Source organism: Actinomadura gamaensis (genome assembly GCF_042652125.1).
GTDB classification, from domain to species: Bacteria; Actinomycetota; Actinomycetes; order Streptosporangiales; family Streptosporangiaceae; genus Spirillospora; species Spirillospora gamaensis.
Genome location: NZ_JBHSIT010000021.1, coordinates 53,653 through 78,094, shown reverse-complemented (window position 1 = coordinate 78,094; position 24,442 = coordinate 53,653). Strand labels below are relative to the sequence as shown.

Below are 24,442 nucleotides of genomic sequence, written 5' to 3'. Positions count from 1 at the left end.
AGTTATTGGTTATGCGACCAATAGGACAAGCCCCGGAGGACCCGCATGGCATCCACGATTCCAGACCCGCTGGACGGCGCCCTCCCGGGCGGCGCGTTCACCCCGGCGGACCGTCCCGGCCGCGTCGAGACGCGCGGCATCGACCACATCCCCGACGACGAGCGGCACGGCCGGGCGCGCGGGCTCTTCGCCGTCTGGGCCGCGCCGAACGTCAGCTACCTCGCCCTGGTCGTCGGCGGCGCGCTCGTCCTGACGGGCCTGGACCTGTGGCAGTCGCTCGTCCTGATCGTCGCGGGCAACCTGTTCTGGCTGCTGGTCGGGCTGCTCGCCACGAGCGGCCCGGCGGCGGGCGCGCCGAGCGAGGTGATCACGCGGGCGATGTACGGGGTCCGCGGGAACCGGGTGAACGTCCTCGTCAACGGCTGGTTCGTCTCGGTCTGCTACGTCGCGCTGAACTGGGCCGCCGCCGCGATCGCCGCCTTCGCCCTCCTGGACGACGCCGGGGTGCGCGCCGGCACCTTCGTGAAGATCGCGACGACGGTCGTCATCGCGGTCGCGACGCTGGCCATCAGCGTGTACGGGCACGGCACCATCCTGAAGCTCTACCCGCTGCTGACCTGGGCGCTCACCGTCGCGTTCGCCGTCCTCGCCTGGTACGTCGCCGCGCACGCGCACTGGGACTACCGTCCCGCCCAGCCCCTCCACGGCAAGGCGCTGTGGGCCGCGCTCACCGCCGGGCTCGCGCTCATCGCGTCCGCGCCGCTCTCGTACAACAACAGCGCCGACTTCTCCCGCTACCTGCCGCGCTCGACGTCGTCCCGCGCCGTCGCGGCCTGGACGGCCCTGGGCGCGTTCGTCCCGTCGGTGCTGTTCACCGCGCTCGGCACGCTCGCGGGCACGGCCGTCGACATGACCGACCCGCAGACCTCGCTGGGCGCGATCCTGCCGGGCTGGTTCGAGCCGGTGTTCCTGCTGTCGGTCATCGTCGGCACCATCGCCAACAACGCCATGACGGCCTACAGCTCCGGCCTCGCGCTCCAGGCCGTCGGACTGCGGCTGCGCCGGTCGCGCAGCGTCGCGCTGGACGGCGCGCTCGGCCTCGCCCTCACCCTGTTCGCCCTGCTGGTCTGGGACTTCCTCGACACTGTGAGCAACATGCTCCAGGTCATGGTCGTGCTGCTCGGCCCGAGCATGGCGATCTACGCCGCCGACATCCTCGTGCGCCGCAACCGCTACGACGGCCGCGAGCTCGGCGTCGAGACCCGCGACGGCCGCTTCTGGTACACCGGCGGCGTCAACCGCGCCGGGGCCGTCGCGCTGCTCATCGGGGCCGCCGTCGCGTCCCAGTGCGTCCACACCACGGCCTACACCGGCGAGATCGCCCGGGCCATGGACGGTGTTGATCTCTCCCTTCCCGCGGGAATGCTGATCTCCGCGGGCCTCTACGTCCTGCTCGCGCGGCGCGTCCACGCCGACGGTCCCGCCGCCGCCGACGGTCCCGCCGCCGACGGCCGCGCCGCCACCCGCTGATCCCGACCGATCCACAGGAGACCCCGATGCCCTCGCCGGAACGCTACGGCCCGCAGTTCGGCCCCGACATCACCTTCCTCGGCGTGCCGCGCTGCACCTGGACCGACCCGTCCACCTACGCCGACGCGGACGTGGTGATCCTCGGCGCGCCGTTCGACGGCGGCACGTCCCACCGGCCCGGCACCCGGTTCGGCCCGCAGTACATCCGGCAGACCTGCTACCTGCCGCAGGACGGGTCGCGGCCGTCCCTCGCCCTCCGGGTGGACGGCCTGCAAGGCGACCTCACCGTCTACGACGCCGGCGACGTCGAGATGTACTCGGGCGACGCGGAGCGTTCCGTCCGGGATCTCCAGGAGGCCGTCCACACCGTCACGGCGAACGGCGCGATCCCCCTGATCCTCGGCGGTGACCACACGATCGCCTGGCCGGACGCGGCGGGCGTCGCGCAGCACCTCGGCCAGGGCCGCGTCTCGATGATCCACTTCGACGCGCACGCCGACACCGGCGACGTGGAGTTCGGCTCGCTGGTCGGCCACGGCCAGCCGATGCGCCGCCTGATCGAGTCGGGCGCGCTGCGCGGCGACCGGTTCCTCCAGGTCGGCCTGCGCGGCTACTGGCCCGGCCCCGAGACGCTCGCGTGGATGGCCGGGCAGGGCATGCGCTCCTACGAGATGACCGAGATCGTCGCGCGCGGCCTGGACGAGTGCCTCACCGAGGCGTTCGCCATCGCCGTCGACGAGTGCGACGGCGTCTTCCTCTCGGTCGACATCGACGTCTGCGACCCCGGCCACGCCCCCGGCACCGGCACGCCCGAACCGGGCGGCCTCACCGCCCGCCAGCTCCTGGACGCCGTCCGCCGCATCGCCTACGAGCTGCCGGTCGCCGGGATCGACGTGGTGGAGGTCTCCCCGCCCTACGACCACGCCGACATCACGTCCGCCCTGGCCAACCGGGTCGTCCTGGAGGCGCTGTCGGGGATCGCGCGCCGCCGCCGCGACCACCGCGACGGCACGACCTGGGACCCCCGCCAGCCGCTCCTCGCGGACCGTCCCGCTCCTCCGCATCCCGACCTGTAATCCCCCCGGACGTCCCCGCCGGCCGGTGCCGGGCCGCCGCTGCCGACCGCGCGATGCGTCAGTCGAGGCGGCCCACGCCGCCGAGGAGGGAGTCCGTCCGGGGCGAGAGGTCGTCGGACGGCCGCCACCGCCACGGCCGGACCAGGCCCGGCTCGACCAGCTCGTACCCGTCGAAGAGCCGCTCGATCTCGGGCTCGGTGCGCAGCACGAGCGGGACGGTCGCGCCCGAGAACCCGGCGTACCAGCCCTGCCGCTCGGGCTCGCTCATCCCGTCCGCGCACAGGTGCGAGATCGCCACGTAGGAGCCCGGCGCCTGCCGCTTGCGGAACTCGCCGACGATCCGGGCCGGGTCGTCCTCCTCGGTGATGAAGTGGAACACGGCCACGAACAGCACCGCCACCGGCTCGTCGAAGTCGAGCAGCCCGTTCAGCTCCGGGTCGTCCAGGATGGTCTCGGGACGGCGCATGTCGGCGGTGACGATGCGGGTGTTGTCGTCGGCCAGCAGCGCCCGCCCGTGCACGGCCACGATCGGGTCGATGTCCACGTACACGACGCGGGCGTGCGGGTCGGCCTCCTTGGCGATCTGGTGGGTGTTGCGCACCGTGGGCAGGCCCGAGCCGACGTCCAGGAACTGCCGGACGCCGCACTCGCGGGCCAGGTACTCCACCGCGCGGCCGAGGAACCGCCGGTTCTCCATCGCGGTGTCGCGGACGCGCCGCTCGCCGATGGCCTCGTACAGCCGGGAGTTGGCCGCGCGGTCGACGGCGTAGTGGTCCTTGCCGCCGAGCGCCTCGTCGTACATCCGCGCGGCGGTCGGCTTGCCGAGCGGCACCTCGGTGCGGACGGCGGGATCACCGCCGGGTCGCGGCTCGCGTTCCATCGGGGCCCCCTCCGTCGCCGACTTCACTGATCATCTTACCGAGCGTTCTTCGGACATGCAGGAAATGGTCAGTTTTCTCCCGGTGTCCGAGCGGAGAACGACCTGGTCAGCCCCGCGCACCCCACCCACGCCCCGCAGCGGTCACGACCGCGACGGTGGCTCAACCGCGACGGTTGCTCGACCGCGGCGGTCAGGACCGCGACCGTCCGGTCAGCCCGCGGCGGACATGACGGCGCTGATGCCCTCGCCGCTGGTGACGAGCCGCTCGTACTCGGGACGGCGCAGCTCCCCGCCCATGAACGGGTACGGGTTGCGGTGCACCGCGGGGCTCGGCTCCGGCGCGAGCGCGGCGAAGTGGATCTCGCGCGCGCCGGTCTCGGCGACGACCCGCGCCACGTTGCGGTCGGTGATGCCGCCGCCCGGCATGACGACGATCCGGTCGCCCGCGTGCCGCACCAGGTCGGCGATCAGCGGCGCGCCCTCCAGCGCGCTGGCGTCCTGCCCGGACGTCAGCACCCGGTCCACGCCGAGGTCGATGAGCGTGTCCAGCGCGGCGAACGGGTCGGCGGCCATGTCGAAGGCCCGGTGGAAGGTGACCGCCAGGCCGCCCGCCGCCGCCATGAGCCGCTCGGTGACCGCGCGGTCGACCGCGCCGTCCGGGGTGAGCGCGCCGATCACCACGCCGTGCGCCCCGGCCTCGCGGGTCAGGGCGACGTCGTGCTCCATCGCCGCGATCTCGTGCTCGTCGAAGATGAAGTCGCCGCCGCGCGGCCGGATGATCACGTGCACCCGGATCGACGACACCGCGGCGAGCGCGGCGCGGACGGTGCCGAGCGTAGGCGTGAGCCCGCCGTCGAACAGCGCCGCGCACAGCTCCACGCGGTGGGCGCCCGCCTTCTCGGCCGCGATGGCGCCCGCGACGCTGTCGATGCAGATCTCGTGGATGAGGCTCACTGCTGTCCTTCCGGGGTGGTGCGGATCTCGCCGACGGGACGTCCGCCGCCGAGGACGGGGACGGCGCCGAGCGGCGCGGCGGGAGTGGTGTCGGCGCCGAGCGCGGCGAGCGCGCGCAGCGCGATGGCGGTGGTGGCGCGGGGGCTGCCGTCGATGACCTTCACCGCGACGGCCGCGCCGTCCGCGGTCGCGGCGACGAGGACGCCCTCGGCGCCGCCCTTGGCCACGCAGCCGGGCAGCAGCCGCATGAACTCGGTGTTCGCGTGGCCCGTGCCGCCGACGTACTCGGGGTGGGCGCGCATCGCGTCCGCGACGGCGCGGTACGGGCCGTCCGCGCGGACGAGCGTGACCATCGCGCGGGCGAGGCCGGTCAGGGTGAGGCCGAACAGCGGCGCGCCGCAGCCGTCGACCGCGACGGGCGACGGGCGCTCGCCCGCCGCCTCGCCCATGATCCGCGCGACCTCGCGCTGGAGCGGGTGGTCGGGGTCGAGGTAGGCCCCGGTCGGCCAGCCGTTCGCGGCGCAGGCGGCGAGCATCGCGGCGTGCTTGCCCGAGCAGTTCATCCGCACGCGCGACTCGCCCTCGCCGGCGCGGACGAGCGCGGCCCTCGTCGGCTCGTCCTCGGGCCAGGACGGCGGGCAGCGCAGCGCGTCCACGCCGAGCCCGGCGTCCGCGAGGATCGCCTCGACCGTCTTGACGTGGAAGTCCTCGCCGGTGTGGCTTCCGGCGGCGATCGCGAGCCGCTCGCCGGACAGCGGCGCGCCCGCCGCGAGGCAGGCGGCGGCCTGGAACGGCTTGGTCGTCGAGCGCGGCAGGACGGTCTCGTCCACCTCGCCGCGCGCGTAGGCGACCGTCCCGTCCGGGGCGATGCCGACGACGCTGCCGTAGTGACGGCTCTCGACGAAGCCGTTGCGGACGACCTCGGCCAGCACTTCGTACATCGGGTTCCTCATCATGGTTGGGACGCGTCGGAGGCCGGAGGCCCGGCCGGTCCGGCGGTCTCGCCGGTTCCGGCGGCGCTTTCGGCGGGCTCGGCGTTTTCGGCGGACTCGGCGTTTTCGGCGGGCTCGGCGTTTTCGGCGGGCTCAGCGGTCTCGGCGGCGGTCGGCGCGGTCGCGGGAGCCGCCGCCGGGACGGCCCGCCGGACGGCGCGCGACGGACGCGTCCGCTGCCGCGCCTCCAGCGTCCGAGCGAGCTTGGCCAGCGACGCGTTGATGACCAGGTAGATCAGCGCGATCACCAGGTAGGTCTGGATCAGCAGGTGGTTGTAGTTCGCCAGCACCTTGCCGCTGTAGAGCAGCTCGGCGTAGCTGACGACGTAGCCGAGCGAGGTGTCCTTGAGCAGCCCCGCGGACTGGCTGACCAGCGACGGCAGCACGCGCCGCGCCGCCTGCGGCAGGACGACCAGCCGCATCGCCCGGCCGCGGGTGAGGCCGAGCGCGAGGCCCGCCTCCAGCTGCCCGCGCTCCACCGACCGGATGCCCGCCCGGAAGATCTCGGCGAACGCGGCGGCGTTGGACACCGACAGCGGCACCACGAGCTTCCAGAACAGCGGGAGGTCGACGCCGTAGCGGGGGAGCGCGAACAGGACGATGTAGACCAGCAGCAGCGCCGGGACCGTCCGGACGATCTCGACGTACGCGGCGGACGGCAGGCGCAGCCACCGCGACGGGGACACCCGTCCGAGCGCCAGCACGATCCCGGCCGCCGCCGCGAGCGCGATCGACACGGCCGCCGCCTGCACCGTGGACCACAGGCCCTCCAGCAGGTACCGCCACATCGGCCACGTCCCGTACGGACGCCACCGGTCGGCGGCGAGCTGCCCGTTGTCGGCGAACTGGCGCAGCGCGAGCGCCACCAGCACGGCCCCGGCCAGCACCGACACCACCGTGGCGACGCGGATGCGCCGCCGGGCGCGCGGCCCCGGCTCGTCGAACAGCAACCGCGAGGACGGCGCGCTCATCGCGGCATCCCCCGCTCGCGTCCGGCCGCGGTCGGCGGCGCCGTCCGGTCGCGTCGGGCCGCGGTCGGCGGCGCCGTCCGGTCGCGTCGGGCCGCGGTCGGCGGCGCCGTCCGGTCGCGTCGGGCCGCGGTCGGCGGCGCCGTCCGGTCGCGTCGGGCCGCGGTCGGCGGCGTCGTCCGCCTCGGTTCGGGTGCGCTCATCGCAGGATCGCCCACTTCCGTTCCAGGGCGCCCGTCGCGAGGCCGAACACCCCGGACAGCGCCATGTACGCCAGACCCGCCGTCACGAAGATCCAGATCGGCTTCGCCTCGGCCAGGTTGACCCGGTTCGCCGCGGACGTCAGCTCCACCACGCCGACCGCGGCGGCGAGCGCGGTGTTCATCAGCGTCATGATCGCGATGTTGCCGAGCGGCTGCACGACGGTGCGCAGCGCCTGCGGCAGCACCACCAGCCGCAGCGACTGGGTGAAGGTGAGCCCGAGCGCGCGGGCGGCCTCGCCCTGCCCCGCCGGCACCGCGTTGATCCCGGACCGGATCGCCTCGGCCGCGTACGCGCCCTGGTAGAGCACGATGACGGCGACCGAGGTGGTGAACAGGCCGGCGATCACCCCGATCTCCGGCAGCCCGAACACGGCGATGACCAGCCACACCAGCAGCGGGATGTTCTGCAGGACCTCGACGTAGGCCATCCCCGCGGCGCGCAGCACGCGCACCGGGGAGACCCGCATCGCGGCCACCGCGATCCCGGCGACGAGCGCGCCGGCGAGCGACAGCAGCGTCAGCTCGACGGTCAGCAGCAGCCCGTGGCCGAGCTCGGAGAGATGGTCGGTGATGACGTTCATGGCGGGGCGAGACCCCCTCCTACTCGAAGCTCACGCTCACTGCGAGCCCGGCGCGGACCCGATCGCGGGCGGCTGCGGGGCCTCGCCCTCGACGACCGTCCCGATCGAGTTCTTCCAGACCTTCGCCCACAGGCCCGACGCCTGGATCTGCTTCAGCCAGTCGTTGACGAACTGCTTCATCTGCGCGTCGCCGTGCTTGAGGCCGATGCCGTAGGGGTCGCTGGTGAACGGCTTGCCCTGGATCTTGATGGACGGGTCCTGCTTGGCGGTCGCGAGCAGCACCGCCTCGTCCTGGACGTAGGCGTCGCCGCGGCCCTGCTTCAGCGCCTGGACGCACTCGGGGTCGCTGCCGAAGGTGACGATCTTCGCGTCCGGGGCCACCTTCTTGATGGCCGGGATCGCCGGGGTGTTGGCGCCCGCGATGACCGTCTTGCCCTTCAGGTCGGCGGGCAGGGCGATGCCGGTCTTGTCCTTCTTGGTGGCGATGACGAGGCCGGAGCTGTAGTACGGCCCGGCGAACGCGACCTGCTTCGCGCGCTCCGGCGTGATGCTGTAGGTCTGCAGCACGACGTCCACGGTGCCGTTGGACAGCAGCGCCTCGCGCGTCTCGGACGCGGAGTTGACGATCTTCACCTCGGGCTTGCCGATGATGTACTTGGCCAGCAGCCGACCGAAGTCGGCGTCCAGCCCCTCGACCTTCTTCGTCGCCGGGTTCTGCTGGGACAGCAGCGGCGCGTCCAGCGAGCCGCCGACGATCAGCTGCCCGCGCTTGCGGATCTTCTCCATGGTGGAGCCGGCCGGCAGGTTCGCCGCGACCGGCGCCGCGGCGACCAGGTCGTCCTGCTTGCCGCCGCCGCCGGCGCCCGGCACGGCCGAGCCGGAGTCGCCGCCGGACGAGCAGGCCGCCAGGCCCGCCACCGACAGCGCGGCGACCGCGACCGGCACCGCCCACCGCTTCCGCGCAGAGGTACGCACCATGATCAGTAACCTTTCTCGGTTGGCGCGCCGCGCGGCGCGCCGGGGGTGGAACCGGGCCGGGAGCTGGGAGCCCGCGAACGCGGACGGCTGAACGTCCGCGCCCGCGGGCGGCTGGGAGACCGCGCCGCGAACGGCTGGACCCGCACCGCGAACGGCTGGACCCGCGCCGCGAACGGTGAGGTCCGCACCGCGAACGGCGGGGTCCGCGCCGCGAACGGCTGGGGTCTGCGCCCGCGGACGGCTGGGGCCGCGGACCCGGACGGATCGACGTCCGCGAACGCGCCCGTCCGGCGGACCGGGGACGCGACCCTCGTGAGGTCCGCGTCCGCGCGGACGGCTAGTGGCTGAGGACCTTGGCCAGGAAGTCCCGGGCCCGGTCGGTGGCGGGGGAGTCGAAGAACGCGGCCGGCTCGCCGGTCTCGACGATCTCGCCGTCCGCCATGAAGACCACGCGGTCGGCGACCTGGCGGGCGAAGCCCATCTCGTGGGTGACGACCACCATCGTCATCCCGTCGCGGGCGAGCCCGGTCATGACGTCCAGGACCTCGCCGACCATCTCCGGGTCGAGCGCGGACGTCGGCTCGTCGAACAGCATCGCCTTCGGCCGCATCGCCAGGGCGCGCGCGATCGCGGCGCGCTGCTGCTGCCCGCCCGACAGCTGCGCGGGCAGCTTGTCCGCCTGCGACCCGATGCCGACGCGGTCGAGCAGCTCGCGCGCGTTCCGCTCGGCCTCGTCGCGGGACGTCCCCCGCACCCGGACGGGCGCCAGCGTCAGGTTCTGCAGGACGGTCTTGTGCTGGAACAGGTTGAACGACTGGAACACCATCCCGACGTCCGCACGCAACCGGGCGAGCGCGCGGCCCTCGGCGGGCAGCTCCTCGCCGTCGATGCGGACGACGCCCCCGTCCGGGCTCTCCAGCCGGTTGAGGCAGCGGCAGAGCGTGGACTTGCCCGACCCGGACGGGCCGATCACCACGACCACCTCGCCGCGCGCCACGTCCAGGTCCACCTCGCGCAGGGCCGTGTGCGCGCCGAAGCGCTTGTGCAGGCCGCGAACCTCGATCATTCGGTCACCCTCGATCCAACTTCCTTCGAAATCGAAGTCGAGAGGGACATTAGACCTACAAATCGATGCAAGTCAACGCATTGCTGTACCAAGTCGGCGCATGCTATCTATCTGGGGTGCGGAACAGCAGAGACGACCGACCGGCGGCACTCGTGCGCATGGTCGCCACCGGCCAGGCCGAGTCCCGGGCCGAGCTGGCCCGCCTTACCGGCCTCGCCGCCTCGAGCGTCTCGCTCCGGGTCGAGCAGCTCATCGAGGCCGGACTGTTCGCCGAGGAGGGCGCCGGCGCGTCCCGCGGCGGACGCCGTCCGCGGCGGCTGAAGCTCGCGCCCGCCGCGGGCGTCTTCCTCGTCGCCGACCTCGGCGCCCACCACGCCCGGCTCGCCGCCGTCGACCTCAGCGGCGCGCCCCGCGCGCTCGCCGACCTCGCCTGCGACATCTCCGTCGGCCCCGAGCGGACGCTGACGTCCGTCATCGACAGCCTGCGCGCGCTCGCCGGCGAGCACGGCCTGCGGGACGTGCCCGTCCGCGGCCTCGCCATCGGCATGCCCGGCCCCGTCGACCCCGCCACCGGCCAGGTCGTCTCGCCCTCGCGCATGCCGGGCTGGAACGACTTCCCCGTCCGCGAGTTCGCCGCCGCGCACGCGGACCTGCCCGTCCTCGTCGAGAACGACGCGAACCTGATGGCCGTCGGCGAGCACCGGACGTCCTGGCCGGACCTCGACAACCTGATGGTCATCAAGCTCGGCAGCGGCATCGGCTGCGGCGTCATCGTGGACGGCCGCCTGCACCGCGGCCGCGGCGCGGCGGGCGACATCAGCCACGTCCGCATCCGCTCCGACGCGACCGTCGACTGCTCCTGCGGCCACCCCGACTGCCTGGAGGCCCACGCGAGCGGCGCCGCCCTCGCCGCGTCCCTCGCCGCCCAGGGCATCACCGCCGACTCCCCGGGCGCCATCGTCGACCTCGTCACCGACGGCGTCCCGCAGGCCACCGCCGCCGTCCGCAACGCCGGACGCCTCATCGGCGACGTCCTCACCGCGCTGGTGAACTTCTTCAACCCCGACGCGCTCGTCATCGGCGGCAGCCTGTCCAACGCCGAACCGCTCGTCGCCACGATCCGCGGCGCCATCTACGAGCGCTGCCTCCCGCTCGCGACCCGCAACCTGGAGATCAGCACGTCCCGCTCCGGCCGTGACGCGAGCATCCTCGGCGCGGGCCACCTCCTCCTCGACCGCTCCGACGACTGGATCGACCAAGTCCTGGACCGCTGACCAGGCCCGCTGACCAGGCCGCTAAACCCGCCGCGCGAGCAACGCCCGCAACTCCAGATCCTCGCGAATCGCGGAGACGCCTCCCAGATGGCTGTGGCGCCGGTCGTCGGCCAGGACGCCCCTGATGGTGATGATGTAGCCGCCCGGCAGTTCGCGGACATCATCGAGAGCTCGCGCGGCGGCCGTCGCAAGGGGCAGTGGGCGACCTTCGAGGAGCTCCCTCAGAGGACGCATCAGGACGTGGGTTCCCTCGTCCGGATCGCCCGTGATCCTGATGAGGGCGTGGGCGGCGTGGAAGGCCGTCCAGATCTCAGAGGCCTTGGCCATGAGCCGCAGCGTGGGAACGTACGCGGCTGCATGCGATCCGAGGTCACCGAGGCGCCGGGTGACATGGTGGTCGTCGCCGAGCCGGGGACCGAGCACACGCAGCGCGGGTTCCGGATCGCCGGTCATCCGGAAGTGCGCCCAAGCGGTCTCGACACGCGCCCTCGGGCCACCCGAGCCGAACATCCGCTCCACGTCGGGGACGGCCTGCGCCGCTTCGGGCCCGATCGCGCCCAGTACCGCCGCCGCCCGCCCCCACTCGTCGCGGTCGAGCAGCGCGGCCACCTCCGGGACGAGCCGCGCGACTTCAGCGGCCTGCGTTGCGGCCCACGCGGCGAGCGTCTCCAGCAGCGATTGCCGCATCCCGTCGGTGGCGTCGGCACGCAGATACGGCGAGACAGAGGCCACCAGCGAAGCCGCCCAAGGCGCGCACGGTGTCAGCAGTTCCGCGAGTGAGGGCGAGCTCGGCCAGAAGCCGAACCTTTCCGCGCGCCGTCCGTGCCAGGTGAGCCCCGTCCGGCGGCGGGCGAGCAGGTCGAGCAGGCCGGGGAGGGCGCGGTCATCACCGGACCATGCCAGCCCCCACATCGCGAGCTCTCCCGACGGCCCGTCCAGGTGTGGTGCCATGAGGTCGGCGTCGCGGGGTTCCTCGCGCCGGGCATGTGCGGCGAGGATGGCCAGAGCCGGCGCAGGGTTCTCCAAGGTGCCCACGCACTCGCGTAGCGCGGAGAGCAACTCGGGTGCTCGCCTGCGGGCCAGCACATCGCCCGCCGCCTGGACGGCCATGGCCCGCAGGTGTTCTTCCGGCCGCGTGAGCAGGGCGGCGCAAACCGCCTCGCCGGTGCGCCGGTCGAGATCCCGGAGCACGTCGGTCACGTGGACGGAATCACGCGGAGCCAGATTGCTGTGCGGCAGGGCGACGGCCTCCGCGGCGAGCCCGGCGACGATCGACGCCGCGGGAACCGGACGGCCCGGCAGCGCCGCCGCCAGCGCGAGAGCCGCGTACATCGCGTGATGCGCGTCGGCGCCGTCCGCACGATCGCGCAGGAAGACGAGCGTCTCGGGCAGGACGGCCACCGACAGCCGCTCGGCGAGGTCGCCGAGGGCGAGCAGCGTGTCGATCCGGACCGAGACGTCAGGATCGGGCCACCCGTCGATGAGCGTTCTCGCGACCTCGTCGGGATCTGTCACGTCATTGCTGAGCACCCAGATCGCGCCCGTCCGCACAGCCGGGTCCGCATCGTCCAGCAAGGCGAGCAGCCCGGGATGCGCCCGCTTCCACGCCCGAGGCCAGTCGGGCGCGACCAAACGCGGGGCGACCGTCGCGGCCGTCCTCGCGAGACGCGCCAGGATCACGAGGACCAGCGCGCGGCAGGGAACACGCGGCGACCCCGCCGCCTCCACGAGAAAAGGCAAGGCCGCCGGCGCGGCCGTGCAGATGAAACCGCCCTGGTGGTGCAGTTCGTTCAGCAACTCCTCGACGGCCGCGAACGCCTCGCCGTCCACGAGCAGGGAACGGAAGAGCGCCGGCACGTCACAATGCCCCGAATACGCGTAACCGAGCTCGTCCCATGGAACCTCCTCGACACCCTCGAACATCACTCGGACGAACTCCGCCCCGGTCAGGTTGGAAGAGCATGACCCGCCGCGGCTGTCATGCGGGCATGTGAACGTTAACGGGTGCGCCAGAGCGGGTGGGGGTCGGGGCCCTTCGCGGAGCGCCGACGATCGACGCCTCGGCACGGTCTGAGGGAGCGGCACAAAGCGGTCATGTCTTCGGGTGGGGGTGGGCGGAGCATGGGGGTGGCGTCCGGGTGGTGGGCGTCCCGTCCGGTGGTTGAGGAGGCCGTCATGAGCGTGCTGTCCACGAGGTTCACCGAGAAGTACCGGATCGCCCATCCGTTCGCGTGCGCCGGGATGGCGTTCGCGGGCGGGACCGCCGACCTGGCGATCGCGGTCACCGCCGCGGGCGGGATCGGGGCGGTGGGGGCCGCGCTCATGCCCGCCGAGGGGCTGCGGCAGATCATCGGGCAGGTGCGCAAGGCGGTCGGGGACGCTCCGTTCAACATCAACCTGATCAGCTACTTCGACACCGCCGAGAGCGTTCAAGTGTGTGTGGCGGAGCGGGTGCCGGTCGTGTCCTTCCACTGGGGGCATCCGCCGTCCGGGCAGATCGAGCGGTTGCGGGCGGCGGGCGTGTCGGTGTGGGAGCAGGTCGCCTCCGCCGAGGCGGCGCGGACCGCCGTCGAGGACGGGGTGGACGTGGTCGTCGCGCAGGGCTGGGAGGCGGGCGGGCACAACTACGGCGGGCTGCCCACGATGGTGTGCGTCCCGGCCGTGGTGGACGCGGTGGGCGACCGGGCGCTCGTCCTGGCCGCCGGGGGCATCACCGACGGACGCCAGGTCGCCGCCGCGCTGTGCCTCGGCGCGGACGGCGTGTGGGTGGGCACCCGCCTGGTCGCCTCGACCGAGGCGCAGGTGCATCCCGAGCACCACCGCCGGCTGGTCGCCGCGCGCGGCGCGGACACCGTCCGGACGTCGGTCTTCGGCCCGGAGTGGCCGGGGTTCAACCCGATGCGCGTCCAGCGCGACCGCGTGGTCGCCGAGTGGCACGACCGGGTGGACGAGGTGCCGGCCGACCGCGACGTCCTCGGCCAGGTGGGCACCACCGACCTCGGGGGGCGGCGGACGGTCCTGCGCAAGTTCGACGCGCTGCCCCCGACGCCGGCGACCGAGGCCGACTGGGAGGAGATGCCGTGGCTGATGGGCCAGGGCGTCGAGCTGATCCACGACATCAGGCCGGCCGGTGAGATCGTCCGCACGATGATGGACGAGGCCGAACGCGTCCTGACCCGGGGACGGCCGTAGTACTGGGCCGGTGACACGAGCGGGCATGGTGCGGAGTGGCTCGCCGTGGACGCCGTCCCGCCGATCCGCTGGCGCGGAGGAAGCGGTTTGCCGGAATGGGTCCTTTTGGGAGGACTTTGGTCCCTGGAGGCGCGGGCCCGTCCGCTGCAACGTGGACGGATGAACGGTGAGCGGCGGGTGTTCCGGGCGCTGGAAGACCGGCAGTGCTGGATGCTGCTGCGGAACTCCGAGGTCGGCCGGGTCGTGTACACCCAGAACGCGCTGCCGGCGATCGCGCCGGTGAACTACACCCTGCACGGCCGGGACGTCGTCATCCGGACGGCGCCGGGTTCCAAGCTGGACGCCGCGCTGCGCGGCGCGGTGGTGGCCTTCGAGATCGACCAGATCGACGCCGGCGCGCGCTCGGGCTGGTCGGTGGTCGTCGTCGGCCGGGCCCGCGTGGAGACGGACGCGGCGGCCATCGCGGAGCTGGACGGCCTGCGCCTGGTGACCTGGATGCCCGACGAGCGTCCGCACTACGTCCGGATCACGGCCGAGCAGGTCACCGGCCGCCTCCTGGACGGCCGGCTCGAACCGCCTCCCTGGTAGTCGCGCCCCTCGACGGGTCCGTTGAAATGCCGTTGCCGGGCGGTCCTCATTCCGTGTCGTCCGCGGACGTTTAGGACTGGTGTGGAGGGAACCGGGCAGGGCATGGAACGGCCTGGGGGCCGGGCCGGCGCTTCAGGCGGGGCGGGATTGCCTGGAGAGTGCTCGGAGGAGGGGGAGATCCTTCGGTCGCGGCTCCCGGGCCGTTCCGATCCCTGTCTACAGTGGGTGGGGCTGCGGTGGTATGGGCTGAAGTTCCCGGCTGCACGGCCCGTGCGGCCCTGCGGAACCGCCTGTGATCACCCGATGAGCGACCGTAGCCTGGGGTGACGCGCAGGCAGGAGGCGGCCATGCGGCTCTTGATGAGCCTTGCCGACTACGGGCGTTACCGGGTGCTGACCGTGGCCGGCGAGATCGACCTCCTCACCACCGGCAGGTTCCGGGAGACCCTCTTCCGGGCGGTGGAGGGCAAGTCCACCCCCGTCCTCGTGGACATGAGCAACGTGGCGTTCTGCGACTCCTCCTGCCTGAACGCCGTGACGGCGGTCCACAACCGGGTCGCCGCGCGAGGCCAGCAGCTCGCGCTGTTCGCGCCGAGCAGGCACGTCCAGAAGGTCTTCCGCATCACCAGGCTCGACCAGGTGATCCGGATCTACCCGTCCCTGGACGCCGCCATCGCCGGAACCTGCCCCGCCTCCGGCTGACCCCGCCCCACCACCCCACCACCACCCCGCCGACGGTCAGTTCTGGAATGCCGCAAACCTTAATTCGGCCTAAACGCAAAACGGGATCATCGGTTCTCTGTCGAACCACGCGAAAGTGAGGTAACGTCCCTCCTCTCGCCCCGAACTACCGCCTCACGCTGAACTGACAGCGCATGAAAAGCACCTTCTTCAGGAGGCCGCTGGTCATGAGAATCGACGACGACGATCCGATGTGGGACGACCACAGCGGCGGTAGCGGGCACGACGGCCCCGAGTGGGAGCCGGGCGACGAGGATCTTGCGCGGATCTACTGGGAGAAGCTCGGTGACACCCCTGCTCGTGACATCCTTCTCTACCTGATCCGTCGGCCGGGACAGCTCGTCCACCGCGATGAACTGGGAAGGGAACTGCGGCTCGACCCTACGGGCCGGAAGCGGCTGGCGAGCGTGGTCGCCAGCCGGCTACGCCCCACGGGTGCTGCGAACGCCGCCACCGGGCGCAGCTTCCCGTTTCGGTGGTGGAAGAAGCAGGACGGCACGCGTTACGCCGTCAAGCACCAGACCGCCGAAGTTTTCGAGGCTGCTCTGAAGACGCCCGAAAGCTGAGACGTCCGGGCCCGCAGACCGGGATCGACGCGCGAATGCTGGACGCACGGGTGGGCGTTTTGCGGAGGGCGGGGTCAGGTGGTCGGGGGGATGTGGGTGGAGCCGGACGGGGTGAGTTTCTGGAGGGTGTATTCGGGGGAGCGGGTGGGGCGGGCGGAGTCGGTGAGGTGGAAGACGGCGCGGCGGCGTACCACTTCGGTGCGGAGGTCGGCCGGGTTGACGAGTTCGACGCGCTGGGCTTCGGGGGCCCAGGCGAAGCGGACGCATTCGACTGACGTGTGGTCGCCGGTCTTCTGCCTGCGCAGCAGGGCGTAGGCCGCTTCGGTCGCGGGGATGACCGGCTCCTCGACGATGGTGACGTCGAGCTGCGCCACGGCGGGTTCGACCGGTCCCGAGTCGACGTGCAGGACGAGCCGCAGGCGCTCGCCCGGAGTGAAGGGGCCGTTCACGTTCTGGAGCGCGGCCAGGGAGAGCTGGTAGAGCCTCCCCGGGACGAGGGCGCCCGCGGGGTTCGGGACGGTCAGGTCGCGCGGTGTCCGGTCCAGGTCGATCTTCTGGAGCGTCAGCGTGACGTTCGGGGCGCCGGGGGGCGGTTCGTCCCAGTCGAAGCGCAGGGCGAGCGTGCTCGTCGCGTTGCACTCGCGCCGCTCGGCGGAGAGCGTGACGGCGCGCTGGGGGCTGGTGCCGGGGCCGGGGAACTGCACCGAGACGGAGGCGTGGGCGGACGGGGAGGCGAGGCGCCGGTTGTACTCGGGGTCCTCGAAGTGGATATGGCGCGGGACCAGGGGCAGGGACGGCGCGTTCGGGTCGGCCACGCGGAGCGGGAAGAGCAGCTCGTGGCCGTAGCCGTCGTGGTACGCCTCGGCGCCGGGCTGGTGCGGGGCGAACTGCGCGGTCGCGCGCGCGAGGACGGAGGCGCCGGGCGGCAGGGCCGCGATCAGCTGGCGGGCTCGGGCGGCGCGGGCGTTCGGGTCGCCCGGGAGGGCGAACTGGCAGATCGCGAACTTCGCCGGGTCGATGGTGTCGTCGTCCGGCAGGGGCACGCCGACCGCGCCGAGCTGGGCGCGCAGGGCCGGAGTGAGGACGAGGGCCGGGCCGGTGACGTTCTGGAGGGCCGTGACCTGTCCGGCGGCGATGAGGTCCAGGTCCAGGATCCAGTCGAGGATGCCGGATTCCGGGGTCGCCGGCCGCTGCCCGCCGACCAGGGGGACGCTTCCGTCGATCCGGTAGACGAAGGTGAGGACGCCGTCCCATGCGACGTCCAGGGTGTGGCGCTCGCCGGCGGCCAGCTGCATCCGCAGGCGCTGGGCGGTCTGCCGGTAGGTCGGGTTCTGCGGCGGGTCGGAGAAGGCGGCGCGGAACGCCTCGTCGGCGGGGGACGGCGTGACCAGCGCGAGCCGGTCGGGGTCGAAGTGGCTGGCCCAGGTGCGCAGCGCGACCGCCTGCCGTCCGTCGGTGTTGGCGGGCAGCGGAACCGGACGCGGCGCACGGTGCTGGACCGGCAGCCCGCCGGAGAGCAGGCCGAGGCCGCGCGGGCGCACGTGCTCTCCGGTCAGGACGATGCCGCTCTGGCGCAGGAGCTGGTTGCGCAGCGTCACGAAGACGCCGGGACGGGTGCCGGTCATCAGGTACCGCAGTCCGCCCGGCAGGACGGGCTGCCAGCGGTCCAGCGCCGGGCCGTCCGGGGCCCCCGGCGAGGCGAGGGGAGGCTGGTCGAACAGGGCTCCGGTCAGCGCGGGCAGCGGCGGGTCGGGCGGCGCGGGGAGCAGGCCGTGGACGGCGGGCGCCCGGAAGCGGCGCGGCAGGCCGCCGGTGGGCCGGTCGGTGTGCAGCGCGGAGCGGAACTGCACCGTCCGCTGGACGGTCTGCCACCAGAGCGTCCGCCCTGCCGCGCCGGGGGTGGCCGTGCCGATGACGCCCTGCTCGTCCTTGGTGTAGCGGACGCCGACGCGCAGCGCGCTCAGACCCCAGGGCCACGCGGGCAGGTCGGCCCGAGGGCGCTGGGTGAGGTGGAGCGGCTGCACGCCGACCGTCTGCGGCGGGGCGAGCTCGAAGTCGCGCGTGCCGGCGGGCAGCGCCGCGATGTTGCACTGGCCCTCGCGGTAGCGCAGGGCCGCCAGGTCGGGACGGATGCGGAACAGCCGCTTGGCCGCCGGCGACGCGCTCGTCACCCGCACCAGGGCGAAGGCGTGGCCGGTGGTCAGCGCCGCCTCGCCGAGGTCGTCGGGACGGGTGTTGTCGCTGATCGTCCGGTAGCGCAGCACCGCGATCGGCGACTCCGGCGCGAGCAGGCGCTGGGACTGCTCGGCCCAGCTCTGGGCGCGGGCGCGCAGGCGGCTCTCGTCGGCGAGGTCGGGGTCGCCGGGCTGGACGCTCCACATGCGGCTCGCCACCGGCCGGAGCCGTGCGGTGCCGGGCGCCAGGCAGAGCAGCTCGGCCACCAGGAGCCGCGGCGCCAGCGGGGACGGTCCGCCCGCCGGGATCGTCGGGGCCGGACGCCACTGGAGACCCAGGTACGGGCTGACCACGAGGTTCAGCGGACGCGGGTTGGCGGCGCCGTCGAGTGAGAGCGGCGCGGGGATGAGCGTGGCCGCGGGCAGGCGGCGAGTCCCGTCGCCGGGTGACTGGCCGAGCAGACCGCTACTGGCGATGAGCGCCGCGGCCAGCGTCCAGCCGTAGGGCGGCTTGCCGGTGGGCGACAGGCTGCTGACCGACTGGGTCAGCAGCAGCCCGTCCTCGCGCCAGAGCGGGTCGGCGTACGGCGAGGGTTCGGGCAGTTCCGGCAGGCCGGACGGCCGGGGCGGGTAGAACGGACGGCGCGGGTCGAACGCCTGGCGCAGCGCGGCCGGGCGGCTGAGCCGGGCCGGGGTCTCGGGCAGCGCCGCGAGGACGCTCTGGAGCAGGTCGTCCTGCGGTTCGGGGGGCGGGTTCTGCGCGCGGAACCAGCTCTCCTCGAGCGACAGCGGGTCGAGCCGGGCGAAGCCGCGGCCGACCGCGGTGTCCAGGCCGGCGAGGGTGACGGGCAGCGGCGTGCCGTCCGCCCAGCCGCACAGGGCGAGGGCCAGGGCGGGCAGGGCGGTGGTGGGGGCGGCGGCGCGCAGGCGGGAGACGAGCAGCAGCGGGTCGGTCTGGAGCGGGCTGGGCTGCTGCCCGGCGGGCGGCCGGGCCAGGTCGCGGGAGGTGTCCTGCAGGCGTCCGAGGAACGGCAGGGTCAGCAGCAGCCAGCGCGGGTCGGCGGGGTCGCCGGGCGCGTAGTCCGCCGGACTGCTGAGCAGGGCGCCCTGGCTGCCGGTCGGGAGGTATTGCAGCGTCGTGGCCGCGCTGCCCGGGGCGGGCGCGAGCCCGACCAGGTGGTGCCCGCTCGCCTCGATGAGCAGCGTGTCGCCGGGCAGCGCGTCGAGCGCCGCGCCCGGGGCGGCCAGCAGCGCCGACAGGCCGGCGGTCAGGTAGCCGCCGCCCGCGCCGCCGAGCGGGACGACGCCGGTGACGGGGTCGATGGTCTGGAGGCCGGCGAGGCTCCGCAGGAACTGCGCGGCGCGCTGGGGCGCGAGCAGCCGCACCTCCTGGACGGACGTCCAGCGGGCTTCGCGGCCGAGGGTCCCGCCGTTCCCGTCGGCGGCCGGGGTCACCTCGACGAGCTGGTGCTCGACCAGGGCGAGGGGCTGCCAGCTCCGGCCCGGAGCGAAGGTGAACAGCAGCGGGCCGTCCGCGCCGGTCAGGGTGGACGCGGGCAGCTCGTGCTGGTTCAGCAGCACCCGGATCGTGTGGCGCAGGTGGGTCAGGGGCGGGGCTCCGGCGGCGCGGGCCGCGGGCAGGGTGATGCGCGCATTGGACGCGTCGTAGCCGAGCTGCCGCGGCCAGGACACCAGGTCGGTGGCGGTGAGCATCCCGTTGAGCAGGAAGCGCTCGCGCCACTGCCAGCCGTCCAGGCGGGAGGTGTAACCGATCACGAGGTCGCCGGCCGAGGAGCCGTACAGCTGCGCCGCGTCGGCGGTCCGGTTCGGGACCGGATCCTGCAGCGAGCGGCCCCAGTGGGTGACGAGGAGCGCTTCGACGAAGGCGCCGGTGAGGGGGAGCCGGGGCACGTCGTCCGGCCGGGCGACGGCGCGGAAGGTCACCGTGGCGAAGCCGGGAGCGGCGCGTTCGCCGATCCCGGGCGTCGCGGCGTCGGCGAGGCGCATTCCGGGCAGGAACTGGAGGCCCTCCGGGTGCGGGGCGCTGTAGCCGTTCCACCCGAACTGGAGCGTCGTGTCGCCGGCCAGCGCGGCGGGCGAGCCGTCGGGAAGGGTGACGGCGAGGGCGAGGTCGTCGAACAGGTTCGCGCCGTCGAGCGTGAAACTCCCCGCCCCGCCCCCGACGCCGCCCCCGGCCCCGGCCCCGGCCCCGGAGGCCATCAGGTTGAAGGTCAGCGCGGCGGTCAGGGCCTGCCCGCGGGTCGTCATCGGCGCGGACGCCGGGCCGGAGGCGAACCGCGCGGCGACCTCCTCGGCGGTGAGGGCGCGGTCGTAGAGCGCGACCATGCGGTAGGTGCCGAGCCAGGCCCGGCCGCCGGTGATCTCGTCCCCGAGGGCCAGCTCGAACCGGTCGTCCCAGGGGGCCAGGCCGCCGCCGACGGTGTGCTCGGCCCCGAGCCGCCCGTTGAGGTAGATCCGGGTGCGGCCGTCGGCGGAGCGGGTGAAGGCCAGGTGGGTCAGGTCGGGGCCGAGCGATCCGGGCGGGGTGGCCAGGTCGGGGCTGCCGGCGTCGTCGGTGGCGGCGGTGCGCAGCCAGGCGTCGAGGCCGGACGAGTCGAGCAGCCCCTTGCGCTGCTGGAGCGTGACGTTGCGGTGCGCGTCGTCGGACGAGACGGTGAGGATGTCGAACTGCCCGTTGCCCAGCAGCCCGGTCACGGGCTTCACCCACGCCTCGACGCTGATCTCGTCGCTCGCCTTCACCGCCGCGTGGAGCTTGGCCGCGGGCGCGCCCGAGCGGATCAGCGTCGGCTTGATGAGGGTCAGGCCGCCGGCGCTCCAGCTCATCCCCTGGGTCGTGGCGGCGGTCAGGTGCAGCGGCGCGCCGATGCCGGACGAGTCGTGGACGGTCGCGCCGCCGCCCTCGTCGAAGCGGTAGAGGGCCTGCAACCCGGTCGGCGGCCTGCCGACCCGGACGGCGAGGGCGAGGTTCAGGGTGTGCCGGCCGCCGGTCATGTCGAGGCCGAGCGCGACCCGCTGCGGCACGATCGGGTCCTGGGCGGACGCACCGGGCAGGGTGAAGGGCGGCGTGGCGGGATCGGGGAAGGCGATCGCCGGCAGCGCGACCGTCCACTCCACCTGGAACAGGTGGAAGGACAACCGGACCTGGTCGGCGGTCAGGCCGGTGCCACCGGACGCCAGGGCGACACCGCCGACCCGCAGGCGCGGCGCGTCCCCGGCCTCGCCGGCCGCGACGGCCAACGGCCACTCCAGCGCGGGACCGTCGAGCCCGATGGCGCTCAGGGTCAGCGAGGTCCCGGCGGCACCGGGACCGCCACCGCCGGTGCCGGTGAAGGTCAGCCGCACGCAGTTGCTCAGCTCGGTCTGCTCGCCGGCGGAACCGGCCACCGGAAGCTGCAACCGCCCGATCACCTCGACCGCGGTCACACCGTCGCCGGCGAACAGCACGCGGTCGAGCACCAGCGGGAAGAAGCGCAGGCCGAACAGGTCGAGAGCGGGCGCGGGCGCGTCGGGATCGTCGTCGAGCGGGCGCAGCCGCCACTCGTATCCGGTGCGGTGCTCGTAGTCGCTGCTGCGCGCCTCCGGATCGTTGCAGTCCAGATCCAGTTCGACGGATTCAGGCGAGCGGGCGGACGCCTTGGTGAAGCTCGAACCCTGGGCGGGCAGGTCGCGGAACCACAGCCGCCAGGACGCCGTCCCGTGGCCCAGGGTGAGCGGGACGCGGGTCGTGGTCAGCTGCACGTCGCCCGCGGTGGGGTGGCTCAGCGGCGTCCGGATCAGGTTGGACGCGGCCACGCTCGCGCCGCGCACCAGACCGCGCTGGTCGGCGAAGCCGGTGCCGCTCACGGCGCAGGCGGCCATGCTTCCGGCCGTCAACCGGTACCGGGCGGCGCCGGCCGACGCGTCCGCGGGCAGGCGGCGCAGGCCGGCGGCCCCGTCGGCGAAGTCGCCGTCGATCCCGCGCAGCGCCGCCTCGCCGGTCAGCGTCAGCGGGGCGCTCTGCGCGGGGTCGGCGTTGTCCAGGCGCAGCTCGCCCGGGTAGCCGTCCAGGGCGAAGGCCGCGCGGACGGGCCAGGCGCGCGCGGCGGCCAGGAAGCGCAGCACGGTCCGGCCGTCCTGGCGGGCGAAGGCGGTCACGCCGTCGGCGGCGGCGAGGCCGGCGCGCTCGGCGAGGCGCCGCCAGTGCGCGGCGTAGTCCGCGCGGGTGAGCGGACGCGGCGGATCGGGCCGCACGGAGTCCGGCAGCGGCGAGCTCTCCCGCGGGTCCCTGGGGATCCTGGGCAGCTGCGCCAGCGCCTGGATCTCGTCGGTGTACGGCAGGTCGTACCGGTACTGGACGGCCAGCCCGAGCGCGGGGTCGCTCTGCGGCGGGTCGCCGTCGGGGCGCGGGTCGAGGACCAGTCCGGGCAGCGACAGCGCCGCCAGGGGGAGGTCGTACAGCTTGTCCGCGTCCGTGCCGAGCCATTCGCGGGCGGGCGCGAGGGCGCCGGTGTAGCGCGGCCACCCGCCGGCGCCGTCGGCGGCGAAGCGCCAGGAGCCGGGCAGGTCCAGGCCGTCCTGGCGGGTCACCGGCAGCTCGAACGGGACGAGCTGCCGCCCCGCGATCGGCACGTTGGGCGGATCGACGCTCTGGGTGAGCGCCAGGGCCTGCACCATCGGCAGCGTCGGGTGGCGGCGCCACACCAGCGGCAGCGCCGCGCCGAGGGTGTCGGGAGCCAGGACGCCGCCGGTCACCAGGGCGCGCAGCAGGACCGGGTCGATCCCGTACTGGAACGCCCAGGCGCCCAGGGCGGCCGAAGGCGCGGGCGTGCCGCGCCAGGCGAAGCCGATCGCGTCGAAGGTGAGCCGTACCAGCGGCGCGAAAAGCTCGCGTCCGGTCACGGTGCGCAGGGGGACGGTCGCCAGGCCGCCGATCCAGTCGTCCAGGTCGGGCAGGGCGTCGGCCGCGGTGGGCGCGCGGGTGCTCAGCCAGAGCAGGCCGTCGAGCGCCACCTCCGGCGCGTCCAGCGTCAGGTCGGCCGACTGGAGCCGGTACTCGGCGCCGGCCGGGGCGAGCACCCAGGTGCCGGTCATGTGCCGGGCCGCGGCGAGGGTGAGGCTCCAGGGCTGCTCGCCGGGCGCCTGGCCGAGCCCGGACGAGTCGTCGTTGCCGTAGCCGACGGCGCCGCGCAGCAGGTTGTCGGGCGCCGGGACGGGCTGCGCTCGCGCCACGCCCGCGTCGAGGTAGATCTGCTCGGACAGGTTGGGCAGCGGAAGCTGGGCCCAGCCGTCCTCCAAGGGCGTGAACCCCCACAGCACGGGCGGGGTGACGGGGGCGGCGGTCCCCGCCGCCGGGCGCGTCCAGGACGGTTCGGGCTCCCGCAAGGTGGCGCGGAGCCGCCGCGCGGCCTCGTTCGGGTCGAAGGCGAGCGTGGCGGCGGCGAGGGTGACCCGCTCGCTCCAGCCGGAGCCGTCGCGGACGGCGTGGTAGCCGAACGTTCCCGAGGACCCGGCGGGCGGGTCGCCGGCGGCCAGCTCCAGCCGCAGGTTCGCGCCGTCGGCGGAGACCCGCGCGCCCGCGGGCGTGATCCGGGCGAGCGTGTCGGGCTGGACGGCCGGGTCGTAGGGCTGCCGGTCGCTCAGCAGCAGGCTGAACGTCTCGCCCGGGAACCCGATCGGACGCGTGCCGGGCTGCTCCTGCCAGGGCGCGATCTCCCAGAACAGGCGCGGGACGGTGAGCGGGTCGGCGGGTTCCAGCGTGGCCCACTGCGGTGCGGGCGCAGGCAGGCCCGGCCCGTTCAGCGGGTTGCCGGGGTTGAGGTAGCGGTTGAACCGCCGCCAGGACGTGAGCAGCGCCGCCTGCTCGGCGTCGGTCAGCCGCTCGGCCTCGATCGTCATCCGGAAGCCGCGCACCGCCGCGCCCGGCGCCGGAACCGGGTCCGGGACGATCCGGGCGAGCTGGAACACCGCACTGACCGGGGCGCCGTCCCAGAGCAGGCGGATCTGCCCGAAAGCCGACAGCCCCCCGGAGTGGACGGCGAGGGCGCCGAGCAGATGAGCGGCGCCGGTCCGCTGCGCGATCGCCGCCGGGGCCAGTCCCAGCGCGGTGTACAGCCGCTGGACGGCGCCGGCCTGCGGCGTCATCGCGTCGAGGACGATCTCGCCGCCGAGGCAGGTCAGGACGGGAAGGTCGCCGGCGATGCCGGTGGGCCACCCGTCCGCGGGGGCCTGGAGCAGCAGCAGGCCGGCCGCGCCGGCGCTGATCGCCGCGCGGATCGCGGGCGGCGAGAGGTGCCCGTCGGGCTTGGTGCCGCTGCGCGTCCACAGGTACTGCGGCGCGGCGTTGTTCGTCGGGCTGATGGTGACGCTGGTGACGTAGACCAGCGCCAGCAGGGAGCCCGGCAGCAGCACGTCGTCCTCGCCGGCGGCCTGCCGCGGCGTGGTGTCCGTGAACAGGGTCCGGAAGGCGAGGTTCACGGCCGGGTCGGCCAGCCGGATCACCTCGGCCTCGGCCGTCCAGAAGGGGCCCGCGATTCTCACCTTCGGCAGGTCGGGAAGGTTCGCCATCTGCTCCTCCTGGTCCGCTCGTGGCCGGCGGTCAGGTTCCGGCCGTGGACGGGCCG

At 74.1% G+C, this 24,442-nt stretch carries 17 protein-coding genes; 8 read left to right on the top strand and 9 right to left on the bottom strand.

All coding sequences use genetic code 11. From position 1 onward, the window contains the following. Nucleotides 1-45: 45 nt before the first annotated feature. Together ACFPCY_RS42000 and speB are read left to right on the top strand one after the other, a co-directional pair. Nucleotides 46-1,530 carry a purine-cytosine permease family protein gene (locus ACFPCY_RS42000; RefSeq protein WP_378265314.1) on the top strand — a complete coding sequence of 495 codons (1,485 nt, stop codon included), beginning with the start codon at nucleotides 46-48 and terminating at the stop codon, nucleotides 1,528-1,530. Between the two features lie 26 nt (nucleotides 1,531-1,556). Further along, complete coding sequence (gene speB, locus ACFPCY_RS41995) at nucleotides 1,557-2,606, top strand: agmatinase (RefSeq protein WP_378265312.1); 1,050 nt, start codon at nucleotides 1,557-1,559, stop codon at nucleotides 2,604-2,606. 58 nt (nucleotides 2,607-2,664) lie between these two features. Here the strand turns inward: speB and ACFPCY_RS41990 are convergent, their stop codons facing one another. From ACFPCY_RS41990 to ACFPCY_RS41965, 6 genes are all read right to left on the bottom strand, one after another. After that, entirely contained in the window at nucleotides 2,665-3,486 is an 822-nt protein-coding gene (locus tag ACFPCY_RS41990) for an SAM-dependent methyltransferase (protein ID WP_378265310.1), read from the bottom strand. A gap of 210 nt (nucleotides 3,487-3,696) precedes the next feature. Continuing rightward, on the bottom strand, nucleotides 3,697-4,440 hold the full coding sequence (locus ACFPCY_RS41985) for a copper homeostasis protein CutC (protein ID WP_378265308.1): 744 nt from the start codon (nucleotides 4,438-4,440) through the stop codon (nucleotides 3,697-3,699). After that, nucleotides 4,437-5,381: an asparaginase gene (locus ACFPCY_RS41980; protein WP_378265306.1), complete on the bottom strand. Its 945-nt coding sequence runs from the start codon at nucleotides 5,379-5,381 to the stop codon at nucleotides 4,437-4,439. The genes ACFPCY_RS41985 and ACFPCY_RS41980 overlap by 4 nt, the downstream gene beginning before the upstream one ends. Before the next feature lie 11 nt (nucleotides 5,382-5,392). Then, on the bottom strand, nucleotides 5,393-6,403 hold the full coding sequence (locus ACFPCY_RS41975) for an amino acid ABC transporter permease (protein WP_378265303.1): 1,011 nt from the start codon (nucleotides 6,401-6,403) through the stop codon (nucleotides 5,393-5,395). 196 nt (nucleotides 6,404-6,599) lie between these two features. Continuing rightward, nucleotides 6,600-7,244 (bottom strand): amino acid ABC transporter permease, encoded by a 645-nt coding sequence (locus tag ACFPCY_RS41970; RefSeq protein ID WP_378265301.1) that lies wholly within the window; start codon nucleotides 7,242-7,244, stop codon nucleotides 6,600-6,602. A gap of 36 nt (nucleotides 7,245-7,280) precedes the next feature. After that, nucleotides 7,281-8,222, bottom strand: coding sequence for a glutamate ABC transporter substrate-binding protein (locus tag ACFPCY_RS41965; protein WP_378265299.1), 942 nt, complete (start codon nucleotides 8,220-8,222; stop codon nucleotides 7,281-7,283). A 45-nt stretch (nucleotides 8,223-8,267) separates the two neighbouring features. Here ACFPCY_RS41965 and ACFPCY_RS41960 point away from each other — a divergent pair, with 45 nt between their 5' ends. Then, on the top strand, nucleotides 8,268-8,570 hold the full coding sequence (locus tag ACFPCY_RS41960) for a hypothetical protein (RefSeq protein WP_378265297.1): 303 nt from the start codon (nucleotides 8,268-8,270) through the stop codon (nucleotides 8,568-8,570). On the opposite strand, the gene ACFPCY_RS41955 is transcribed toward ACFPCY_RS41960, so the two are convergent. Continuing rightward, complete coding sequence (locus tag ACFPCY_RS41955; protein WP_378265295.1) at nucleotides 8,560-9,288, bottom strand: amino acid ABC transporter ATP-binding protein; 729 nt, start codon at nucleotides 9,286-9,288, stop codon at nucleotides 8,560-8,562. The genes ACFPCY_RS41960 and ACFPCY_RS41955 overlap by 11 nt on opposite strands. Nucleotides 9,289-9,404: 116 nt before the next feature. Here ACFPCY_RS41955 and ACFPCY_RS41950 point away from each other — a divergent pair, with 116 nt between their 5' ends. Then, nucleotides 9,405-10,562 (top strand): ROK family protein, encoded by a 1,158-nt coding sequence (locus ACFPCY_RS41950; protein WP_378265293.1) that lies wholly within the window; start codon nucleotides 9,405-9,407, stop codon nucleotides 10,560-10,562. Between the two features lie 21 nt (nucleotides 10,563-10,583). Here the strand turns inward: ACFPCY_RS41950 and ACFPCY_RS41945 are convergent, their stop codons facing one another. Further along, nucleotides 10,584-12,485 carry a hypothetical protein gene (locus tag ACFPCY_RS41945; RefSeq protein ID WP_378265291.1) on the bottom strand — a complete coding sequence of 634 codons (1,902 nt, stop codon included), beginning with the start codon at nucleotides 12,483-12,485 and terminating at the stop codon, nucleotides 10,584-10,586. Nucleotides 12,486-12,737: 252 nt separating this feature from the next. On the opposite strand from ACFPCY_RS41945, the gene ACFPCY_RS41940 reads away from it, so the two are divergent. The 4 genes from ACFPCY_RS41940 (at nucleotide 12,738) to ACFPCY_RS41925 (ending at nucleotide 15,648) form a co-directional block, all read left to right on the top strand. Then, nucleotides 12,738-13,754 carry an NAD(P)H-dependent flavin oxidoreductase gene (locus ACFPCY_RS41940; protein WP_378265289.1) on the top strand — a complete coding sequence of 339 codons (1,017 nt, stop codon included), beginning with the start codon at nucleotides 12,738-12,740 and terminating at the stop codon, nucleotides 13,752-13,754. Between the two features lie 159 nt (nucleotides 13,755-13,913). After that, nucleotides 13,914-14,342, top strand: coding sequence for a pyridoxamine 5'-phosphate oxidase family protein (locus tag ACFPCY_RS41935; protein ID WP_378265287.1), 429 nt, complete (start codon nucleotides 13,914-13,916; stop codon nucleotides 14,340-14,342). 347 nt (nucleotides 14,343-14,689) lie between these two features. After that, on the top strand, nucleotides 14,690-15,043 hold the full coding sequence (locus tag ACFPCY_RS41930; RefSeq protein ID WP_378265285.1) for an STAS domain-containing protein: 354 nt from the start codon (nucleotides 14,690-14,692) through the stop codon (nucleotides 15,041-15,043). A 206-nt stretch (nucleotides 15,044-15,249) separates the two neighbouring features. Further along, entirely contained in the window at nucleotides 15,250-15,648 is a 399-nt protein-coding gene (locus tag ACFPCY_RS41925) for a DUF6416 domain-containing protein (protein ID WP_378265283.1), read from the top strand. A gap of 74 nt (nucleotides 15,649-15,722) precedes the next feature. Here ACFPCY_RS41925 and ACFPCY_RS41920 read toward each other — a convergent pair whose 3' ends face one another. After that, on the bottom strand, nucleotides 15,723-24,386 hold the full coding sequence (locus tag ACFPCY_RS41920) for a LamG-like jellyroll fold domain-containing protein (protein ID WP_378265281.1): 8,664 nt from the start codon (nucleotides 24,384-24,386) through the stop codon (nucleotides 15,723-15,725). Nucleotides 24,387-24,442 lie beyond the last annotated feature (56 nt).

What these genes read in the sequence shown, in the direction of transcription:
- ACFPCY_RS42000 (WP_378265314.1), top strand. Translation starts at nt 46, where the DNA reads ATGGCATCCACGATTCCAGACCCGCTGGACGGCGCCCTCCCGGGCGGC.
- speB (WP_378265312.1), top strand. Translation starts at nt 1,557, where the DNA reads ATGCCCTCGCCGGAACGCTACGGCCCGCAGTTCGGCCCCGACATCACC.
- ACFPCY_RS41990 (WP_378265310.1), bottom strand. Translation starts at nt 3,486, where the DNA reads ATGGAACGCGAGCCGCGACCCGGCGGTGATCCCGCCGTCCGCACCGAG.
- ACFPCY_RS41980 (WP_378265306.1), bottom strand. Translation starts at nt 5,381, where the DNA reads ATGTACGAAGTGCTGGCCGAGGTCGTCCGCAACGGCTTCGTCGAGAGC.
- ACFPCY_RS41975 (WP_378265303.1), bottom strand. Translation starts at nt 6,403, where the DNA reads ATGAGCGCGCCGTCCTCGCGGTTGCTGTTCGACGAGCCGGGGCCGCGC.
- ACFPCY_RS41970 (WP_378265301.1), bottom strand. Translation starts at nt 7,244, where the DNA reads ATGAACGTCATCACCGACCATCTCTCCGAGCTCGGCCACGGGCTGCTG.
- ACFPCY_RS41965 (WP_378265299.1), bottom strand. Translation starts at nt 8,222, where the DNA reads ATGGTGCGTACCTCTGCGCGGAAGCGGTGGGCGGTGCCGGTCGCGGTC.
- ACFPCY_RS41955 (WP_378265295.1), bottom strand. Translation starts at nt 9,288, where the DNA reads ATGATCGAGGTTCGCGGCCTGCACAAGCGCTTCGGCGCGCACACGGCC.
- ACFPCY_RS41945 (WP_378265291.1), bottom strand. Translation starts at nt 12,485, where the DNA reads ATGTTCGAGGGTGTCGAGGAGGTTCCATGGGACGAGCTCGGTTACGCG.
- ACFPCY_RS41940 (WP_378265289.1), top strand. Translation starts at nt 12,738, where the DNA reads ATGAGCGTGCTGTCCACGAGGTTCACCGAGAAGTACCGGATCGCCCAT.
- ACFPCY_RS41935 (WP_378265287.1), top strand. Translation starts at nt 13,914, where the DNA reads ATGAACGGTGAGCGGCGGGTGTTCCGGGCGCTGGAAGACCGGCAGTGC.
- ACFPCY_RS41930 (WP_378265285.1), top strand. Translation starts at nt 14,690, where the DNA reads ATGCGGCTCTTGATGAGCCTTGCCGACTACGGGCGTTACCGGGTGCTG.
- ACFPCY_RS41925 (WP_378265283.1), top strand. Translation starts at nt 15,250, where the DNA reads ATGAGAATCGACGACGACGATCCGATGTGGGACGACCACAGCGGCGGT.
- ACFPCY_RS41920 (WP_378265281.1), bottom strand. Translation starts at nt 24,386, where the DNA reads ATGGCGAACCTTCCCGACCTGCCGAAGGTGAGAATCGCGGGCCCCTTC.